Source organism: uncultured Kordia sp., from assembly GCF_947489565.1.
In the GTDB taxonomy this organism is placed as follows: Bacteria; Bacteroidota; Bacteroidia; order Flavobacteriales; family Flavobacteriaceae; genus Kordia.
The window spans coordinates 80,831-98,728 of sequence record NZ_CANLEA010000002.1; the positions used below are offsets into that span (position 1 = coordinate 80,831).

Sequence of the window (17,898 nt, forward strand, 5' to 3'; positions counted from 1 at the left end):
TTGTAAAAATTATACAATTTAAAATAACGAATCTATGAATAGATCACTACTATTGTTATTGCCATTGTTATTAAGTTTTAATTCAATTTTAGCTCAAGATAACTATGGGAAAGTTAGATTAAAAAAAATCAAGCAAGCAAATCAGCGAACCACAGATCAAAGTATTTTTCAATCTGAAATCCAACCTATATCTGGCACAGAGTTTCGATTAATTAAAACCGAAACCGACAAGTTAGGAATGCAACACTTTACCTATCAACAATATTACAATGGTGTTAAGGTTGAATTTGGGATTCTAAAATCACATAAAATCAACGGTAATACACAGTCTTTTAATGGTGCTTATTTTAATCCAACCGGAATTTCTACACAGGCACGGATTTCAAAAAGCTCTGTATATAACATTGCAAAAAATCACATGAGAACTAGTGATATTTTTTGGGTGAATGCAGATGGAATTTCAAAAGATAACCAGCCAGAACCGGAATTGATTATTTTGCCGAACAGAAGAGATGAAATACTCAATTTAGCATATAGCATTGGTATTGGAACTTCTAAACCGGAACTAAAAATGGGCGTTTTATATATAGACGCTATCACGGGGAAGGTTTTAAAATATAAAAATTTAGTATTCTCATGTTTTGATGATCATGACGTAAATGATAACCAAGAAGCATCAAATACAATGAATACGCTTTCTCCTTTTGTATCTGGAACAGCCGCAACTGTATATTCTGGTTCTCAAAATATAGAAACTACGCTAGAGTCATCAGATTATATTTTATACGATCAAACACGTGCAAATACTGGGCAAGCACATAATTATGGAAGTGGCCAACGAAATGGTATTGTAACTGTAAATTTTAATCATAATGATGATTTGAATAATTATGGCAATTCAGCTATCGTTACCGATTTTACAGATGCGAACAATAATTGGACAGCGGCAGACATGAGCAATGATGAAGATCAATATGCTTTAGATGCACATTGGGGCGCACAAGTAGTGTATGATTATTGGAAAAATGAACATGGTAGGAATAGTTATGATGACCTAAATTCTACCATAGCATCTTATGTACATTTTGACACAGATTACACAAATGCTGGTTGGGTAGCATTTAATAGTAGTAAAGGTTTTATGGTATACGGTGATGGCGCAGGTTCTTTTACACCATTAACAAATCTAGATGTAGTATCGCACGAAATAGGACATGGTGTTACGAACTCAAATTCGAATTTAGATTACGAGTTAGAATCTGGAGCATTGAACGAAGGTTTCTCAGATATTTGGGCAATAGCTATTGACAATTATTCAAATAACGCATACGGAACTTCTAAAAACTTTGAGTTATTAAATGATGAAAACGGAGGAGGCACTTTACGCTCTATGTCTAACCCAAACACCTATGGACAACCAGATACATATGGCGGAACGTATTGGTATGATGTAAGTGGTTGTACACCTAATGGAACGGCTAATGATTATTGTGGCGTACATACCAATAGTGGTGTATTAGCGCACTGGTTTTGGTTACTATCTCAAGGAGGATCGGGAACAAATGATAATGGAGACAGTTTTACTGTTACAGGAATAGGAATTGAAGCCGCCGCCGCCATCGCTGTACGAATGGAAAGTGTCTATTTAACAAGTACTAGTGATTATGCAGATGCGCGTGATGCTGCCATACAAGCTGCTAAAGATATCTATGGCAACTGTTCTATTGAAGAAGAAGAAGTTACTTATGCATGGTATGCCGTAGGAGTTGGAAATACTTATAGTGGTAGCAATCCTGTAATTATAGTAGATAATTCAAATCTAAATGTATGCGTAGGCGGAACAGGAACATTCTATGCGGAAGCAGCATATGCAGATAGTATGATTTGGCAAAATGATGTTGACGGATCTTGGACAGATTTGAGTAATGATACAACATATTCAGGAGTAACGACAAATACTTTAACCGTTACAAATCCTGATGTATCATTAGATGGTGTGCGTTTTAGATTAAGATTTTCTAACGGTTGTGGTAATACTTCAACAACAAACTTTAAATTTCTTTATGTAAAAAGATTGCCTGATGTGACGAGTGTAGTACCAAGTGGCGCAGGCTGTACAAGTACTACAGACGGTTCACTAACTGTTAATTTTAATAATGTTGCAGAATTGAATACCATAGAATTCAGTATTGATGGAGGAACTACCTATCCTTATAGTTATGCAGATAATTCGGGAACCCAAACGATAACAGATTTGGCAACAGGCGACTATAATGTATGGGCGAGACGCGGAGGAGATGAATGTCCAATAGAAGTTGGAACATATACAATAGAAACACTATCTAGTCCAACGGCTTCTGTAGATACAATCATAGAAGCCAATATTGCTGAAGTTGATGGAATTATACAAGTTAGTTTTCCAGATGAAGCAACACAAACGCAAATAAAATTTAGTGTAGATGGAGGTATTTCATATCCTTTTGTATTTGATGATAGCATAGGTACAGGAGAATTAACAGGTTTAGCTGCTGATACGTATAATGTTTGGGTAACTTATGGAGATGAATTATGTTTTAAAGACTTAGGAAACTTTACGATAACTGAAGTCGCCTACACGCAAATACCTGATGCAAATTTTGAAAATGCGCTATATAATTTAGGATATGACAATTATCAGAATGATAACAAAGTACCAACTTCATTAATCAATACAATTACCTCTTTAAATGTACGTGTTGAAAACATTGCAGATTTAACTGGAATTGAAAACTTTACAGCACTTGAAACGCTGTATGCAGACAATAATAGCTTAACTACTGTAGATGTTAGTAGTAATACTGCATTGAAGGAGTTAATAGCATACAACAATCCAAGCTTATCTTCTTTTAGCATAGCAGATCCATCAATTATTACACGAATAACATTGTCAAACTGTAATCTATCAGGAGGTTATGATTTTTCTGCATATACTTCATTAGTCAATTTCTCTGTGCAAGGCAATGATCTTACAGGTTTAAATATAAAAAATGGTAATAATACAAACTTCACCTATTTTCATGCAGGAGGAAACTCAAGTTTAACCTGTATTCTAGTGGATGATGCCGCATGGAGTACTACCAATTGGACTCAAAATGGTGGCGCAACTTTTAGTAGTACATTTTGTGACTATACCGCTATTCCAGATCTAAATTTTGAAAATGCTTTAGAGGCTTTAGGCTATGATGATATTTCGAGTGACGGACAAGTGCCAACGTCTTTAATAGAAGTAGTAACAGAACTAGATGTATCTAATGAAGGTATTACTAATTTAACCGGAATCCAGGATTTTGTAGCTCTAGAATCATTAAGATTGAATAATAATAGCTTAACATCCTTAGATGTATCGAATCTTATAAATTTAAGAACGCTTTGGGCAGCTAGTGGAAATGTTTTTAGTACAATAGATGTGAGTAATAATACGCTACTCGAAGACTTTAGATTACGACAATATTCTGGAGCTACAATAGATTTATCTACAAATACTGCTTTAACCCGTTTTAACTGTACAAGTTGTGATTTTTTAACTGTAGATACCAGCTCTAACACAAACTTAGTGAACTTAGATTTATGGAATTCAAATATTACATCACTAGATTTAAGCTTAAATACCAATCTTGAAACACTAGATGTTTATTCAACAAATCTTACAACACTAGATTTATCTAATAATACATCATTAACTACTTTAATTGCTAATGATATAACAACTTTATCAAGTTTAAACATTCAAAACGGCGCGAATACTAGTATTACAGGTTTCAATACATCAGGAACACCCGTAAATTGTATTTTAGTTGATGATCCTGCATGGAGTACTACCAATTGGACCAATATAGATGGCGCTTCTTATTTTAGTTTATACTGTGATAATTATACACTTATACCAGATTTAAATTTTGAAGCAGCTTTAGAAGCCTTAGGCCATGACGATATCTCTGGAGATGGGCAAGTGCCAACTGCTTTAATAGAAGTAGTCGCTAGTTTAGATGTAAGTAATCAATCTATTTCAGATTTAACAGGAATTGAAGATTTTACGGATTTAACCGATTTAATTTGTAGTAACAATTCGTTAACGAGTTTAGATGTTAGCAGCAACGTAAATCTTCAGAATTTAGATTTTGATAATAATAATGTAGCTAACTTAGTTCTTGGAACAAATACAAACCTTAGTGAAGTATCTGGAAGATACAATCAATTAACATCAGTAGATGTAAGTGCAAATACAGGTTTAACAAATTTGAATTTAAGGAACAACACCTTTTCAACGGTTGATGTTTCTAACAATACAAATCTTAGAACACTTAACCTGAACCAAACAGGAGTTACAAGTTTAGATGTAACGAATAATGTAGCTTTAGCCTACCTATATTTAAGCGGAAACGCACTAATGAGTATAGATTTTACACAAAATCCGTTATTAGAAAATGTAAATTTAACGAATAGCGATTTAACTTCTATAGATCTATCTAATCAAACGGTTTTACGAATTATAAGGCTTTCTGGAAATAATTTAACGGAATTAGATCTTACCACAAATGTTGCCCTGACACAAGTTGAATGCGCAGACAATAACTTGAGTTCTTTTAATTTTAAAAATGGTTTCAATCAAATTATAACAGACTTTGATGCTTCTGGAAATCCTAATCTAAACTGTATTTTAATAGACGATTTAAATAAAGATTATACCTTCTGGATTAAAGATGTTACCACAAGCTTCAGCGATACCTATTGTCGCTATACTGCTATTCCAGATGCAAATTTTGAAGCTGCTTTAGAAGCATTAGGTTATGATGATATTTCAGCAGATGGGCAGGTGCCAACAGCTTTAATAGAAGTTATTACAGACCTAAATGTAGACAGTGAAGGGATTTTAGATGTAACAGGAATAGAAGATTTTACAGCACTAGTATCATTATCATGCTTTAATAATGCTTTAACAACAATAGACCTTTCTAATAATTTAAATTTAGAAAGTTTGATGTTGAAGGAGAACTCGCTTTCAACACTAAACGTTCTTAATAATACGGAGTTGGTATCATTAAGAATATCAGATAATAACATAGCAACGCTTGATGTTTCTAATAACGTCAATTTATCAACATTGCGATGTGATACAAATAACTTAACTGCATTAGATGTTTCAAATAATACACAATTAGTAAACCTTGATGTGTATAATATGGCAACATTAACCAGTTTAAATATTGATTCTAATGTAAATCTACAGTCACTAAAAGCCAATAATACAGGTATTATGGCTATCGATTTTTCAAATAATCCACTATTAACATTAGCTTATCTGCATCAGACTTCTATTGCTAATGTAGATTTCAGTCAAAACCCTTTACTTGAAGAATTAAGGGTACAAAACACACAAATTACTTCGCTAGATCTATCGTTACAAACAGTATTGACAAGTTTAAATTGTTCTCAGAATAGTTTATTGTATTTAAATGTAAAGAATGGAAATAATGCAATTATTACTGAATTTGACGCTTCTGGAAATCCTAATTTAGCCTGTATTATAGTCGATGATATAGTTAATAATGATTATAGCACATGGACTAAAGATGTTACCACAAATTTTAGTGAGACTTATTGTCGTTATACTGCCATACCAGATGCTAATTTTGAATCTAGATTAGATGCCTTAGGTTATGATGATATTTCTGGAGACAACCAAGTGCCCACCACTTTAATAGAGAATATCACAAACCTAGATATAAGTTATGGCTTTGTAGATATTTCAGATTTAACAGGATTAGAAGATTTTACAGCTTTAGAAACCTTAGATGTAAGTGGGCATAATTTTGTTACTATAGATTTATCACAGAACTTACAATTAGTAGACTTACAGACTAGTAATAATTCTAACCTAACAAGTTTAGATGTGTCAAACAATACACTTCTTAAATCATTAACGTGTACTGGAAACAGTTTTGCGAGTTTAGATACAACAAACAACATTGCTCTTGAATATTTAGGTATAACTGGTAATACTAATTTAACTTCAATTAATGTATCACAAAATTTGAATTTAGAGACTTTAGGTCTTTCTGGTGTTAATCTTACAAGTCTTGATGTAACTAATAATACATTATTAACTGATTTATTGGTTATTGATGTTCCTATTACAGATTTAGATTTAAGTAATAATGTGGCGCTTGAAGAAATTGAAATATCTCAAACGTCTTTATCTTTCCTAAACCTTAAAAATGGAACAAATACAGTTATTACTGATTTTTATTCAAATCAAAATCCAAGTTTAACATGTATTCTCGTAGATGACGCGACATACAGCGCAACTAATTGGACCAATGTTAATGGAACGGCAAGTTTTAGCGATACTTATTGTCGTTATACTTTAATACCAGATGGCAATTTTGAAACAGAACTAGAAGCATTAGGCTACGATGATATTTCTGGAGACGGACAAGTGCCAACACAACTCATTGAAGTTGTAGAAACTTTAGATGTAGAAAACAAAAGTATTGCCGATTTAACAGGTATTGAAGACTTCCGTGCGTTAAAAGTCTTAGATGTTGGTTATAACTCACTAAACACTATAAATCTCGCAAATAACACCGAATTAAGGCAATTAATTGTTAGAAGTAACAACCTCACAACTATTGACCTTTCAGCAAATACATTGCTAGTAGGATTTAAAGCAGAAAATTGCGGATTGACTAGTTTAGACGTAACCAATCTACTAGATTTAAAAATATTATGGATAACAGGTAACGACTTAACCGCAATAGACGTAAGTAATAATATAGCATTAGCTTCTTTCTGGGGAAATGGAAATGACTTTATCTCGTTAGATTTATCCAATAATCCAGCATTAAATTCATTTAGAGCAAGTAGTAATAGTTTAACAGCTCTAAACCTTCAGAATGGTACCAATACCAACATTACTGGAGGAACAAACTTCCAATTAACAGGAAATGCGGATTTAGGGTGTGTTTTAGTGGATGATGCAGCGTATTCAACAACCTATTGGTTGGGAATTGATGGATCCGTAAACTTTAGCGATACAGATTGTGAGTATACATTAATTCCTGATGCTAATTTTGAAGCCAGATTAGAAACTCTTGGTTATGATGACATTTCTGGAGACGGAAAAGTACCAACACGACTGATTGAAGTTGTAACCAATCTAAACGTTTCCAATCAAGATATTACAGATTTAACAGGTATCGAAGACTTTACGGCTTTAGAAGTTTTATTATGTACTAATAACAATTCACTTAGCACTATTAATCTTTCTAACAATACAAACTTACTGTCATTAAGTGCGTTCAATTGCGATTTAACAAATTTGGATGTTTCAAATAATACAAGTCTTCAAAGCTTAATTTTATATGGAAACTCACTAACGAGTCTTGATGTTTCATTAAATACCCAATTAGTAGAATTAGATCTTTTAGCAAATAATTTAACAGCATTAGATGTTTCAAACAATATACTATTACAAACACTATTTGTAGAAGATAACAATCTTTCACGCTTAGATTTGAGTAACAATACAGCATTGACAGCATTAACCTGTAGCAACAATGCTAATTTAGCATATCTAAATGTTCAGAATGGAAATAATACGAATGTAACCAATTTTGTAGCTGACAACAATCCAAGTCTAACGTGTATAATAGTAGATGATTTAGCGAATGATTATACAGAGTGGACCAAAGACGTTGCAACAAGTTTTACGATCACCTATTGTCGTTACACCGCAATTCCAGACGCAAACTTTGAAGCTGCATTAGAAGCCTTAGGATATGATGATATTTCTGCTGACGGACAAGTACCAACTGCCTTAATAGAAGTAGTGACGTCATTAAATGTAAATAGCCAAGGAATTGCAGACTTAACTGGAATTGCAGATTTTACAGCCTTAGAAAATTTAGAATGTAGATCTAACTCATTAACAACGTTAGATGTAGGAGCAAACTTGTCAATAGAAGTGTTAGATTGCCTTAGTAATGTGACGCTTAGTACTATTAACTTAGGTGCGAAAGCAAATTTCACCACACTTCGAGCGCACAATAACAACATAGAAAGCATCTACCTTGGTGGTTGTCCAGCCTTAACGGATCTTAATATCAGTTTTAATCCGCTTACTTCTTTAGATCTATCTAACAATACCAATTTGGAAACTCTTTTTGCTGAAGAAACGGCTATTGTACAGGCAAATTTAAGCATGTTGCCAAACTTACTTGAAGTAGAGCTTACAAACTGTAGTAATTTAACGTATCTAAATATTCAGAATGGAAACAATACTAATATTACAGACTTTCTAGCAACGGGCACACCTTCATTATTATGTATTATAGTAGATGATATTGCGTATAGTTCAGGAAATGCTGATTGGGAAAAAGACAATGCCACAAATTATACGTTAACAGGATGTCGTTACACCGCAATACCAGATGCAAATTTTGAAGCTGCACTAGAAGCTTTAGGCTATGATGATATTACAGCAGACGGACAAGTACCTACCTATTTAATAGAGACGGTAACGAATTTAGATGTAAAAAATCTTAGCATAGCTGATTTAACGGGAATCCAAGACTTTGCTGCGCTTACGACTTTAAACTGTTCGTCAAACTCATTAACTACTTTAAATGTAAACTCAAATACAGCGTTGGAAAGTCTTAATTTTTCAAGAAATACCATTGCAGCAATAGATGTTACAAACAATGTAAATTTGAAAAGCATAAATGCTTTCGAGAATAATTTAACAACTATTGATCTTTCTCAAAACACGATATTAGAAAATTTAGACATTGATACTAATTTCCTTACTGCATTAGATGTTAGTGCCAATACATTATTAGAATCATTAGATGCTTATAGCAATTCAATTGTTGAGGTCGATCTGTCTAATAACCTTCAACTAATAGGTGTTTATTTATCTTTTAATACAATTACCAGTCTAGATTTAAGCAATCATACACTATTAGAAGATGTAGAATGTATTGATTGTGAATTGACATCACTAAACATTAAAAACGGGAATAATGGGATTATTGGTTATTTTGATATGACTTCGAATCCAAATTTAACCTGTATTCTAGTAGATGATGTAACGAACAATGACTATAGCTCATGGAGTAAAGATATCACAGCAAGTTTTAATGATACCTATTGTCATTATACGGCAATTCCAGATGCAAATTTTGAAGCTGCATTAGAAGCTTTAGGCTATGATGATATTACTAATGACGGACAAGTGCCTACTGCGTTAATTGAAGTAGTAACGAGTTTAGATGTCAGAAATGAAGGGATTACAGAGGTAACAGGAATAGAAGACTTTATAGCTTTAGAAACGTTCAATTGTAATCTTAACAATATAGCTGTTTTAGATGTTAGTACTAATGTGAATTTAACAGCGCTACAATGTACTGCAAACCCTATAGAGAGTTTAAATTTAACAAATAACACGTTATTGGAAGAGCTTAACTGTAGAGGTACAGACATCACGTCTTTGGATGTTACGAATAATACGCTATTGAAAAGATTAATATGTTTTGATACAGATATTGTAACGTTAGATTTATCACAGAACCTTTTATTAGAAGATTTATACTGTTATAATACAACCCTAACTAGTTTAAACCTTTCTTTAAACACAGCATTAGAAATAGTACAGATATATAACAATGAATTAGAAAACTTGGATGTTAAAAACGGTAACAATACGAATGTGAACAATTTTAATGCCTCGGGGAACCCTAATTTATCCTGTATTAGAGTAGATGATTTAGTAAACGATTATACTACATGGACCAAAGACGCTACAGCCACTTTTACTGATACTTTTTGTCGTTATACCACGATCCCAGATGCTAATTTTGAAGCTTGGCTAGATACTTTGGGTTACGACGATATTAGCAATGATGGTCTAGTTCCTACTGCGTTAATTGAGGCAGCAACTAATTTAAACGCTACAAATCAGAGTATTGCAAATTTAACAGGTATCGAAGATTTTGTAGCACTAGAGAACCTGTATGTAGGCAATAATTTATTAACGACTTTAGATTTAAGTACTAATCTAAATCTAAAAATACTAGATGTTACAGATAACGCAAATCTAGCAACTATGAATGTAACAAATAATACAGCTTTAGAAGAGGTATTTGCATCTAATAGTGGATTAACAGTGGTGAATTTTAGTAATAATACAGCGTTAAAAATCCTTGCGATTTTTGATAATAACCTAACCGCATTAGATCTTAGTAACAATGTAAATCTTGAAAGTCTATTGTGCCAAAACAATGATATTGTAGACTTAGATTTAAGTTTGAATTCAGCATTAACATACATAGATGTATCTAATAATGCATTAACTAGTCTAAATTCCAAAAACGGAAATAATATAAATTTTACTGTATTCAATGCTTTAAATAATCCAAATTTGACTTGTATTTTAGTAGATGATGCCGCATGGAGTACTGATAATTGGACAAATAATAAAGATGTCACAGCAAGTTTTAACGAGATCAGCTGCGAGTATGTAATCGTGGATATCGATGTCTTTTTACAAGGTGCTTTATTAAATCCAAATGTAGGAGAAGAAAACCTAATGCGAGACGATTTAAGAGTAAATGGACATATTGATTCGGATACACCATATACGGATGGAGCATCCATAAGTGAAGCAGTTGGAATAACCGATAACGGAAATAACTCAATAGTCGATTGGGTTTGGGTGGAATTACGAGATGCAACTGATCCTACAATCGTAGTAGCTGGACAATCAGCCATATTACAACGTGATGGAGATGTCGTAGATGTTGCAGACGATTTAATAACACCACTAACCTTTCATAATGTTGCAGCAGGTGATTATTATGTGGTCGTAAAACACAGAAACCACTTAGGAATCATGACGGCAAATACAATAGCTTTAAAAGAAGTAATAAGCACGGTAAACTTTACAGATGCTACAAATCAAATCACTTATGGTACCAATGCGCAAACAACTTTTGGAATGCCAAGCGGAATCGTGGCAATGTGGGCAGGAAATGTAAATGAAGATGCAATAGTACAATATTCAGGGACAACTCCAGACGTACCAAATATTTTATCGCTAGTATTAAATGATCCCGGAAACTTCTTAAACTTCCCTACATACGCCGTAACAGGATACAATGCAAATGATATAAATATGGATGGTAACACACAATATTCAGGAACCAATCCAGATACGCCTTTCATTCTTCAGAATGTGTTAGCGCATCCAGGGAACTTCCTAAATTTTAGCACGTATCAAATACAAGAACAATTACCAGAAAATTAAAACTATGAAACATTACTTTTTATTTTTGGGAATTATATGCATAAGCTTTTTTAGTCAAGCTCAGGATATTGAACGTCAAGTTGTAGCCTCATCAGGAGAAACAATCGCTAATGGAACTGTTAGTCTAAATTTTACAGTAGGAGAACTTGCGGTTACAACTATTACTGATGGCAATTCGACTTTAACTCAAGGTTTCCATCAAACAACTATTCTTTTAGGCATAAAAATAGATCTAATCGTGTTTTTACAAGGCGCATTATTAAATAGTTCTAATAATTTAATGCGAGATGATTTACGTAGTACTCTTTTAACAACAACGTCTCCATACAGCGATGGTTTAACCTGTGCTGCTAGTGTTTTAAACACAGGCGGTACATCAGGAACAGGAATGGATAATGATGATATTGTAGATTGGGTTTTTATTGAGCTTCGTGATGCTGTAGATAATACCATAGTAGCGTCAAGTCAATCAGCCTTATTACAACGCGATGGCGATATTGTAGCAACAGATGGATTATCTGATATTGAAATAGAAGTAAGAGCAGATGATTATTATGTGGTTATAAAACACAGAAGCCATTTAGGAATTATGACAGCAAATACAGTAGCATTATCAGGTACAAGCGCTACTGTAGACTTTACAAATGCGACAAATCAGATTACTTTTGGCTCTAATGCACAAACGACCTTTGGAATGCCAAGCGGAATTGTAGCCATGTGGGCAGGAAATGTAAATGAAGATGCTGTTATACAATACTCAGGAACAAATCCTGATGTACCAAGCATACTTTCATTAGTATTAAATGATGCTGGGAACTTCTTAAATTTACCAACCTATGCTGTATTAGGATACAATAATTCTGATGTCGATATGAATGGTACAATTCAATACACAGGTACTACACCAGATACGCCATTCATTCTTCAGAATGTTTTAGCACATCCAGAAAACTTCCTGAATTTTAGTACATATCAAATACAAGAACAATTACCAGAAAACTAAATAGTATGAAAAAAAATCCCCGTTAGTATTCACGTTAATATATGGTTTTTCAAACAGTTATCCAGTCTTGCTTATCAGAAGAAGTCTCCATAAGTAAATAATTACAACAGATAACTATCTTTAGAATAACTGGGATTTAAAAAGAGGCTGATTCCCAACAACCAGCCTCTTTACAGATAAGCAATAGATGTCCCAAATCTATCTCCCTAACATTAATATTTCATTGACCAAAATCTCGGTTACATACTTTGTCTCACCTTCGTCAGTTTCATACGTACGATTGGTCAACTTCCCTTCCACTGCAATTTCTTTTCCTTTCAATAAATATTTTTCAACGATTTCGGCCGTTTTGTTCCAAGCGATTAGGTTGTGCCTTTACGTTGGTCATTCTGACCCAATTCTAAAGAAGATAGCGGAGCTATTTGCTTTAAGTTGAATTTGATATTGTGACCATCAAATTCAATGCGATTGACTACAGACTGTACAATGTATCGTTTCTCGGGACGATCTAGTGTGTGCCATTTAGCATATAAATCTTTTGATTGTGTAAGTACATTTGGTAAGAAACCTTGTGTTTCTTTCATCTCTTGAAGTTCTCCTTTTAAAACGGCGATATTTGATATGATCTGTTCTTTCTGTTCAAACAATGGTTCATAATGTTTCTTAAAACCTTTGATCGGTAATTCACCTTCAATATTAAGCGTAAGCAATCGATCCATTTTCGCTTCAACTTCTTCCAAATGATTTTCTGCAAATTCAATCTCATCTTGTTTCAATTTCATTTCCTCATTACTTGATTGATTATACGAATTGAGTTCTTCTTCTGAGATGATGAATTGTTCTAATCGTGTTTTGAAAATTTCTTCTAAATCATCTTTATCTATTCTAACTTTACAGGCAACACAAGTATATTTATTTGTCTTTGTAGTCAAAGACATTTTGTGTCCATTGTGGCAATACAGATAACTTGTAAAAATATGCACACGTTGGTTTAATGGTTTTCGTTGATTACTCTTGGCTTCTTGTTCCCTTAAAATTGCATTACATGAGTCCCATAGTTCTTCTGAAATAATAGCAGGACATGGATCAAATCGCCATTCTGATTTAGGTTTTATACCATCTGGATTATCCTCTGTTCGTTTTGCTGTATGATTGGATTTACGAATACCTTTCGCATCTGAGTTTTTAATAAGTCGTGAAATCGTCATATCTGACCATTTTTTATTCTTCCGAGTTCTATATCCTCGTTCATTGAGAATACGAGCAACCGTTGTTCTTCGTTTATGTTCTAGAAAAAGTTCATAAATCAATTTTCGTATAGGAGCCTCTTCTTCATTGATAACTACAAAAGAGTTTTCAACCTTATATCCGTATGATGGAATACCGCCAACAAATTTTCCCATTTCTCTGCGTGTCTCAATTGATGCCATCATACGTTCCAAATTGTTCTCACGCTCCCATTGTCCCATCGCTCCAATCATCGTATAGAACAACCTTCCACTTGCGGTAGATGTATCAATATGTTCTCCAAGAGAAACCATATTGGCTTCATGTTTTTGAAAGTAATTTGAGTAATAGATTAACTCTTCTGTATTACGGGCTAATCGAGCAAGTTTACTGAAGATAAGTGTTTGGATAGTTCCACTTTTAATATCTTCAAGCATTCGTTGTGTTTCTTTGTGATTGATTGTTGATTTACCAGAAATACTAGGAAGTGTATATACTTTTTTCACATTCCATCCTTTTAATTCTGCGTATTTCCGTCCTCTATTTTCGTGTATTTCGGGACTCTCTTGATTCTTGGCATCAATAAAGCTTACACGCACATATATACCTACATTCATATTATTGCTTTTTTACGTTTATATCAATTTATAAAGAGTGTAAAGTGAATCCAAGGTAATATTGAAGTTTTATTTTTTCTTCGAGAGAATCTTCAGAATTCGATCTCTAATACTCTTTCCATCATTTGATAGTGTGGCATTTATTTCAGTTGTGATTCTGAATCCTTTGATGATTTCTTGTCGTGGTTGTCTATTCACATTAAAACTATCTAATACCTCAACAATCTTATTCGGTTGGATAAATACAACATGAGAAAAATCTTTTTTGGAGAGCTGCTCTTTTGCTAATTTTTCAATTTTATCCAAGTGATGTTTATTCTTGGAAATCATAATTACAGGAAGATATCCATTAAGCAAACATTTTTTAATGTTTTTGACTTCGTATTCTGGTGTATTAGTTATGGAGATTTCAAAAGCGATTTGTACACCTTCTTTTTCCAAGGTAATATCTATTCTTCCGCCCTCTTTTGTTTCTTTTTCAATCGTAGAAATGAAATTACGCTCCTGTCCTATTTTCTTAATTAGCCTTTGTAGATATTGATGATCACGATTACGTCTTGAAACTTCTTCGGCTTCTATGAGTTTTTCTTTTTCTTCTTCTGAAACAGTTTTTCTTTGCTCTTGACTTGTATCGGTATCAACGCGCACTTCTTGCTGTGGATTCTTTTTTGACTCTACTTTTTTAGTTTCTAATTTCTCTTCCTTTTTCTCAGTTTTACTTGTCTTTCTGTTTATTGTTTTGGGTAATAGTTCTTTCAGCAGTTCTTCAATTTCTGCCCTAGGTTTTCCGTAGGTAGTTTGTGAATGTTCAATAACTGACTGACGAATGATGTCGGATATGTCACTTGGTTCAGATAGATTACTTGTAGTTATATTACAATCATCTTGCGAACTTCCAATCCGCACTATTGCTTCTCCAATACCGAGGCTTTGAAGGTCATCCATATCAAAAGCTGAAAAACCACTTTCAAGCTGTTTGGCGTCACGATCACCCAAGCGGAAACAAATACGGATATATGGATTTGAAATAACCGAGTTGAGAATTTTTGGATCATCAATTTGTGCTAATTCTTGATGAGCAAGGATCAACCCAAGACCATATTTTCTTGCACCACTCAATATTGAGGTGATTGAGTTTGTCATGAAGTTTTGAAATTCATCAAGGTAGATGTAATACGGATGGCGTTCGTGCTTTGAAAGTTGTTGCCGTCCTTGTGCTACTTGATTGAATTTAGAAAGGAACAACGAACCTAAGAGATAGCTATTTTCTTCTCCAATGAGTCCTTGTGATAATTTGATGAGGAGAATCTTTTTTTCTTCAATACAGGCTCTAAAATCAACGCCATGCTGTTGTGCAAACATATAACGAATGATCTTTGGACGTAAAAACGTATCTATACGAGTTAACAATGGTGCAATCCCTTTCCGTACAAATTGATACTCGTTATTCCAGTAGTAATGAATTGATGGATCATGTACATGTTCTAAAAAATCATGTCTAAAATCATCTTCAAGTAAGAAACGTTTTAATTCAATGAGTGTTCCGCCTTTAGTACTTTCCAAAAACGTATTAATCGCTTGCGACAATACCGCACTCATATTATCTCCCCATGAGGTTGCAAAACGTTTAAATGCTCCGACTAAATCTGAACTTAGCACCATCTTTTCAGCTTCAGTGCTTGCATGAAGAAGATTAAAGCCAATAGGGGAGTCAAGGTGCGACGGATCAATTAAAATCACATCGTTTTTTCGGTATTCAGGAATACGTATTAAAATATCAGAGACTATGTCGCCATGTGGATCAAATATGCAACAACCATTACCTTGTTGCATATCGTCTAACATCATATTAGCTATCAAAGTTGATTTACCAACACCAGTTGCCCCAATAATATGGATATGACGTAAACGTGCTTCATCATTTACTCCAACTTTGTATGATTCGCCATAATGCTCATTGATACCAAGCGTATATTTTCCATTGATATATTCTTGAGCAACTCGTTTCGTTACTTTTCCTTGTATACCTAATTTAGTTGATACAACTGTTTTGTTTGGATAATGAGCGAAGGTTGATAGTTCTTTGGCATTGAGGATAAAACCAAGGCGATTACTTGTTCTATGATGAAGATTAAAATGATGAAAGTCATATGCATATCCTTCGTTTGATAATGGTATCAACTTGTTATATTCTGATTGCGAAATGCTCGTAATACTTCGTGATAATTCTTGAGCAAGATATTGACTACGATAGTTACTATTTCCTTGCGTTGCTACTCGCATAACAACAGAGAATAGTGGTTGAGATATTTTTTCTTTCGCACATTGAGGCATCTCTGGTGCATCTGAAAAGAATGATCCACCAGTACCATCAGAAACGGCATAAGGAATGTCTTTTGCAAGTAGAGATGTGATTCCTTTAAAAAGCATTTGAAATACAACTACATCGTCTTGTTTTAATGAATCCATTGTTGCAATGATTGAGGTCAACGGATCAATGCTAAATGAATCGGCAGAGGTGATTGTTCGCATAAATTCATTATTCAAACCAAAATCAGCGATAGCAACTTCGTATCTATCGTCAAAACCGAAACTCTGAATATCAACCTCACGGATGATCGCTGTTGGGAAATATGCTGATAGTTGAGACGAAATACGTTCTTTATCTTGTATCCTACATACTATTTGTACCTGAATATCATCATACGTACCGACTATTTCAAAGGAAATTGGGTAATCCGAAAACGATAGCATACTCAGGAATTCAATATTCCTATGTGGGAGAATATCTGATCCGTTCGGGAATGAAAGGGAAAATCCACTAAAAAGAGGAATGTCGTTGATGTCAATAAAGCGAGGATCGAGAGGGAAACTATCTTGTTCTATCTTCGGTATTTCGGGCTTTGAAGGTTTGAATAAATTTCCAATCTGCTCAAAGATTGAAGGAACACGTCCGTCATCAACGGAATAGGAATCTGCAAAACTTTTGTGATAAAAGGGAAGATATGGCGGTTCAATATCAACAGGTGTACCGAAAAGATAGTAACCACGATTTCGGTACTCCCATTGATAGAAATGAAGAGTTGCTAATTCACTTGCCGTCATTTACAAGTAATTTAACGTATAAAAATATTTTTCATTATTGGTTTTCGATCTTCATCAGGAATTAATCGCATGCCTTTTTCTTTCATAATAGCATCTACCACTGATTTAATAACTGCATCGCCGTAAGTCATAAACATGCTTGCACTATCATGACGATAAAAAGTATCAGGATATAGTAGCTTTACCAATCTGTGTCCAACAGCTGGAATTTTACTGAGAAGTATTTGGAATGCTGAATTTCTATTGATAAGCCAATAGGATACAAAAAAACCTTTTCCAAATGGAGCTCCACAGATGTAGAAGTCAAATTCTTTCCATGTAACTTTTAAATAGAGTCGTACGCTAGAAAATTGAGCACCTTCATAAAGTTGCACTTCATCAAATTGAATTCCTTTGATGCCTTTTGACTTTAACTCTTCTTCAATAAGTTTATAAAATTCTTTAGTAGAAAATTTAAAATCATCAATTAAGGTACTCCAATGCGAATGGTAATTTTTCAAAAGTTTTCCAAAAATTGAAGCAATGACAAATATGATAATGATAGCAAATAAAAGATATCTACCATATTCCATGAGGTAGTAAATGACGTAATTCATAGTTTATAA

At 33.7% G+C, this 17,898-nt stretch carries 5 protein-coding genes and 1 pseudogene; 2 read left to right on the forward strand and 4 right to left on the reverse strand.

What is annotated here, in order from left to right:
• Positions 1 to 34 precede the first annotated feature (34 nt).
• Together Q0845_RS03140 and Q0845_RS03145 are read left to right on the forward strand one after the other, a co-directional pair.
• Positions 35 to 11,341 (forward strand): M4 family metallopeptidase, encoded by an 11,307-nt coding sequence (locus Q0845_RS03140; RefSeq protein ID WP_298509040.1) that lies wholly within the window; start codon positions 35 to 37, stop codon positions 11,339 to 11,341.
• 4 nt (positions 11,342 to 11,345) lie between these two features.
• Complete coding sequence (locus Q0845_RS03145) at positions 11,346 to 12,344, forward strand: hemagglutinin protein (RefSeq protein ID WP_298509043.1); 999 nt, start codon at positions 11,346 to 11,348, stop codon at positions 12,342 to 12,344.
• 198 nt (positions 12,345 to 12,542) lie between these two features.
• Here Q0845_RS03145 and Q0845_RS03150 read toward each other — a convergent pair.
• The 4 genes and pseudogenes from Q0845_RS03150 to Q0845_RS03165 form a co-directional block, all read right to left on the reverse strand.
• Positions 12,543 to 12,716: pseudogene (locus tag Q0845_RS03150) on the reverse strand (single-stranded DNA-binding protein); the annotation flags it as partial.
• On the reverse strand, positions 12,707 to 14,188 hold the full coding sequence (locus Q0845_RS03155; protein ID WP_298509046.1) for a recombinase family protein: 1,482 nt from the start codon (positions 14,186 to 14,188) through the stop codon (positions 12,707 to 12,709). The pseudogene Q0845_RS03150 and the gene Q0845_RS03155, both read right to left, overlap by 10 nt.
• Before the next feature lie 69 nt (positions 14,189 to 14,257).
• Positions 14,258 to 17,293 (reverse strand): type IV secretion system DNA-binding domain-containing protein, encoded by a 3,036-nt coding sequence (locus Q0845_RS03160; RefSeq protein ID WP_298509050.1) that lies wholly within the window; start codon positions 17,291 to 17,293, stop codon positions 14,258 to 14,260.
• Between the two features lie 11 nt (positions 17,294 to 17,304).
• Positions 17,305 to 17,889 (reverse strand): hypothetical protein, encoded by a 585-nt coding sequence (locus Q0845_RS03165; protein WP_298509053.1) that lies wholly within the window; start codon positions 17,887 to 17,889, stop codon positions 17,305 to 17,307.
• Positions 17,890 to 17,898: the final 9 nt, after the last annotated feature.

Excerpts from the sequence above, each read along its gene's own strand:
- Q0845_RS03155 (WP_298509046.1), bottom strand. The coding sequence starts at position 14,188 with ATGAATGTAGGTATATATGTGCGTGTAAGCTTTATTGATGCCAAGAAT.
- Q0845_RS03140 (WP_298509040.1), top strand. The coding sequence starts at position 35 with ATGAATAGATCACTACTATTGTTATTGCCATTGTTATTAAGTTTTAAT.
- Q0845_RS03160 (WP_298509050.1), bottom strand. The coding sequence starts at position 17,293 with ATGACGGCAAGTGAATTAGCAACTCTTCATTTCTATCAATGGGAGTAC.
- Q0845_RS03145 (WP_298509043.1), top strand. The coding sequence starts at position 11,346 with ATGAAACATTACTTTTTATTTTTGGGAATTATATGCATAAGCTTTTTT.
- Q0845_RS03165 (WP_298509053.1), bottom strand. The coding sequence starts at position 17,889 with ATGAATTACGTCATTTACTACCTCATGGAATATGGTAGATATCTTTTA.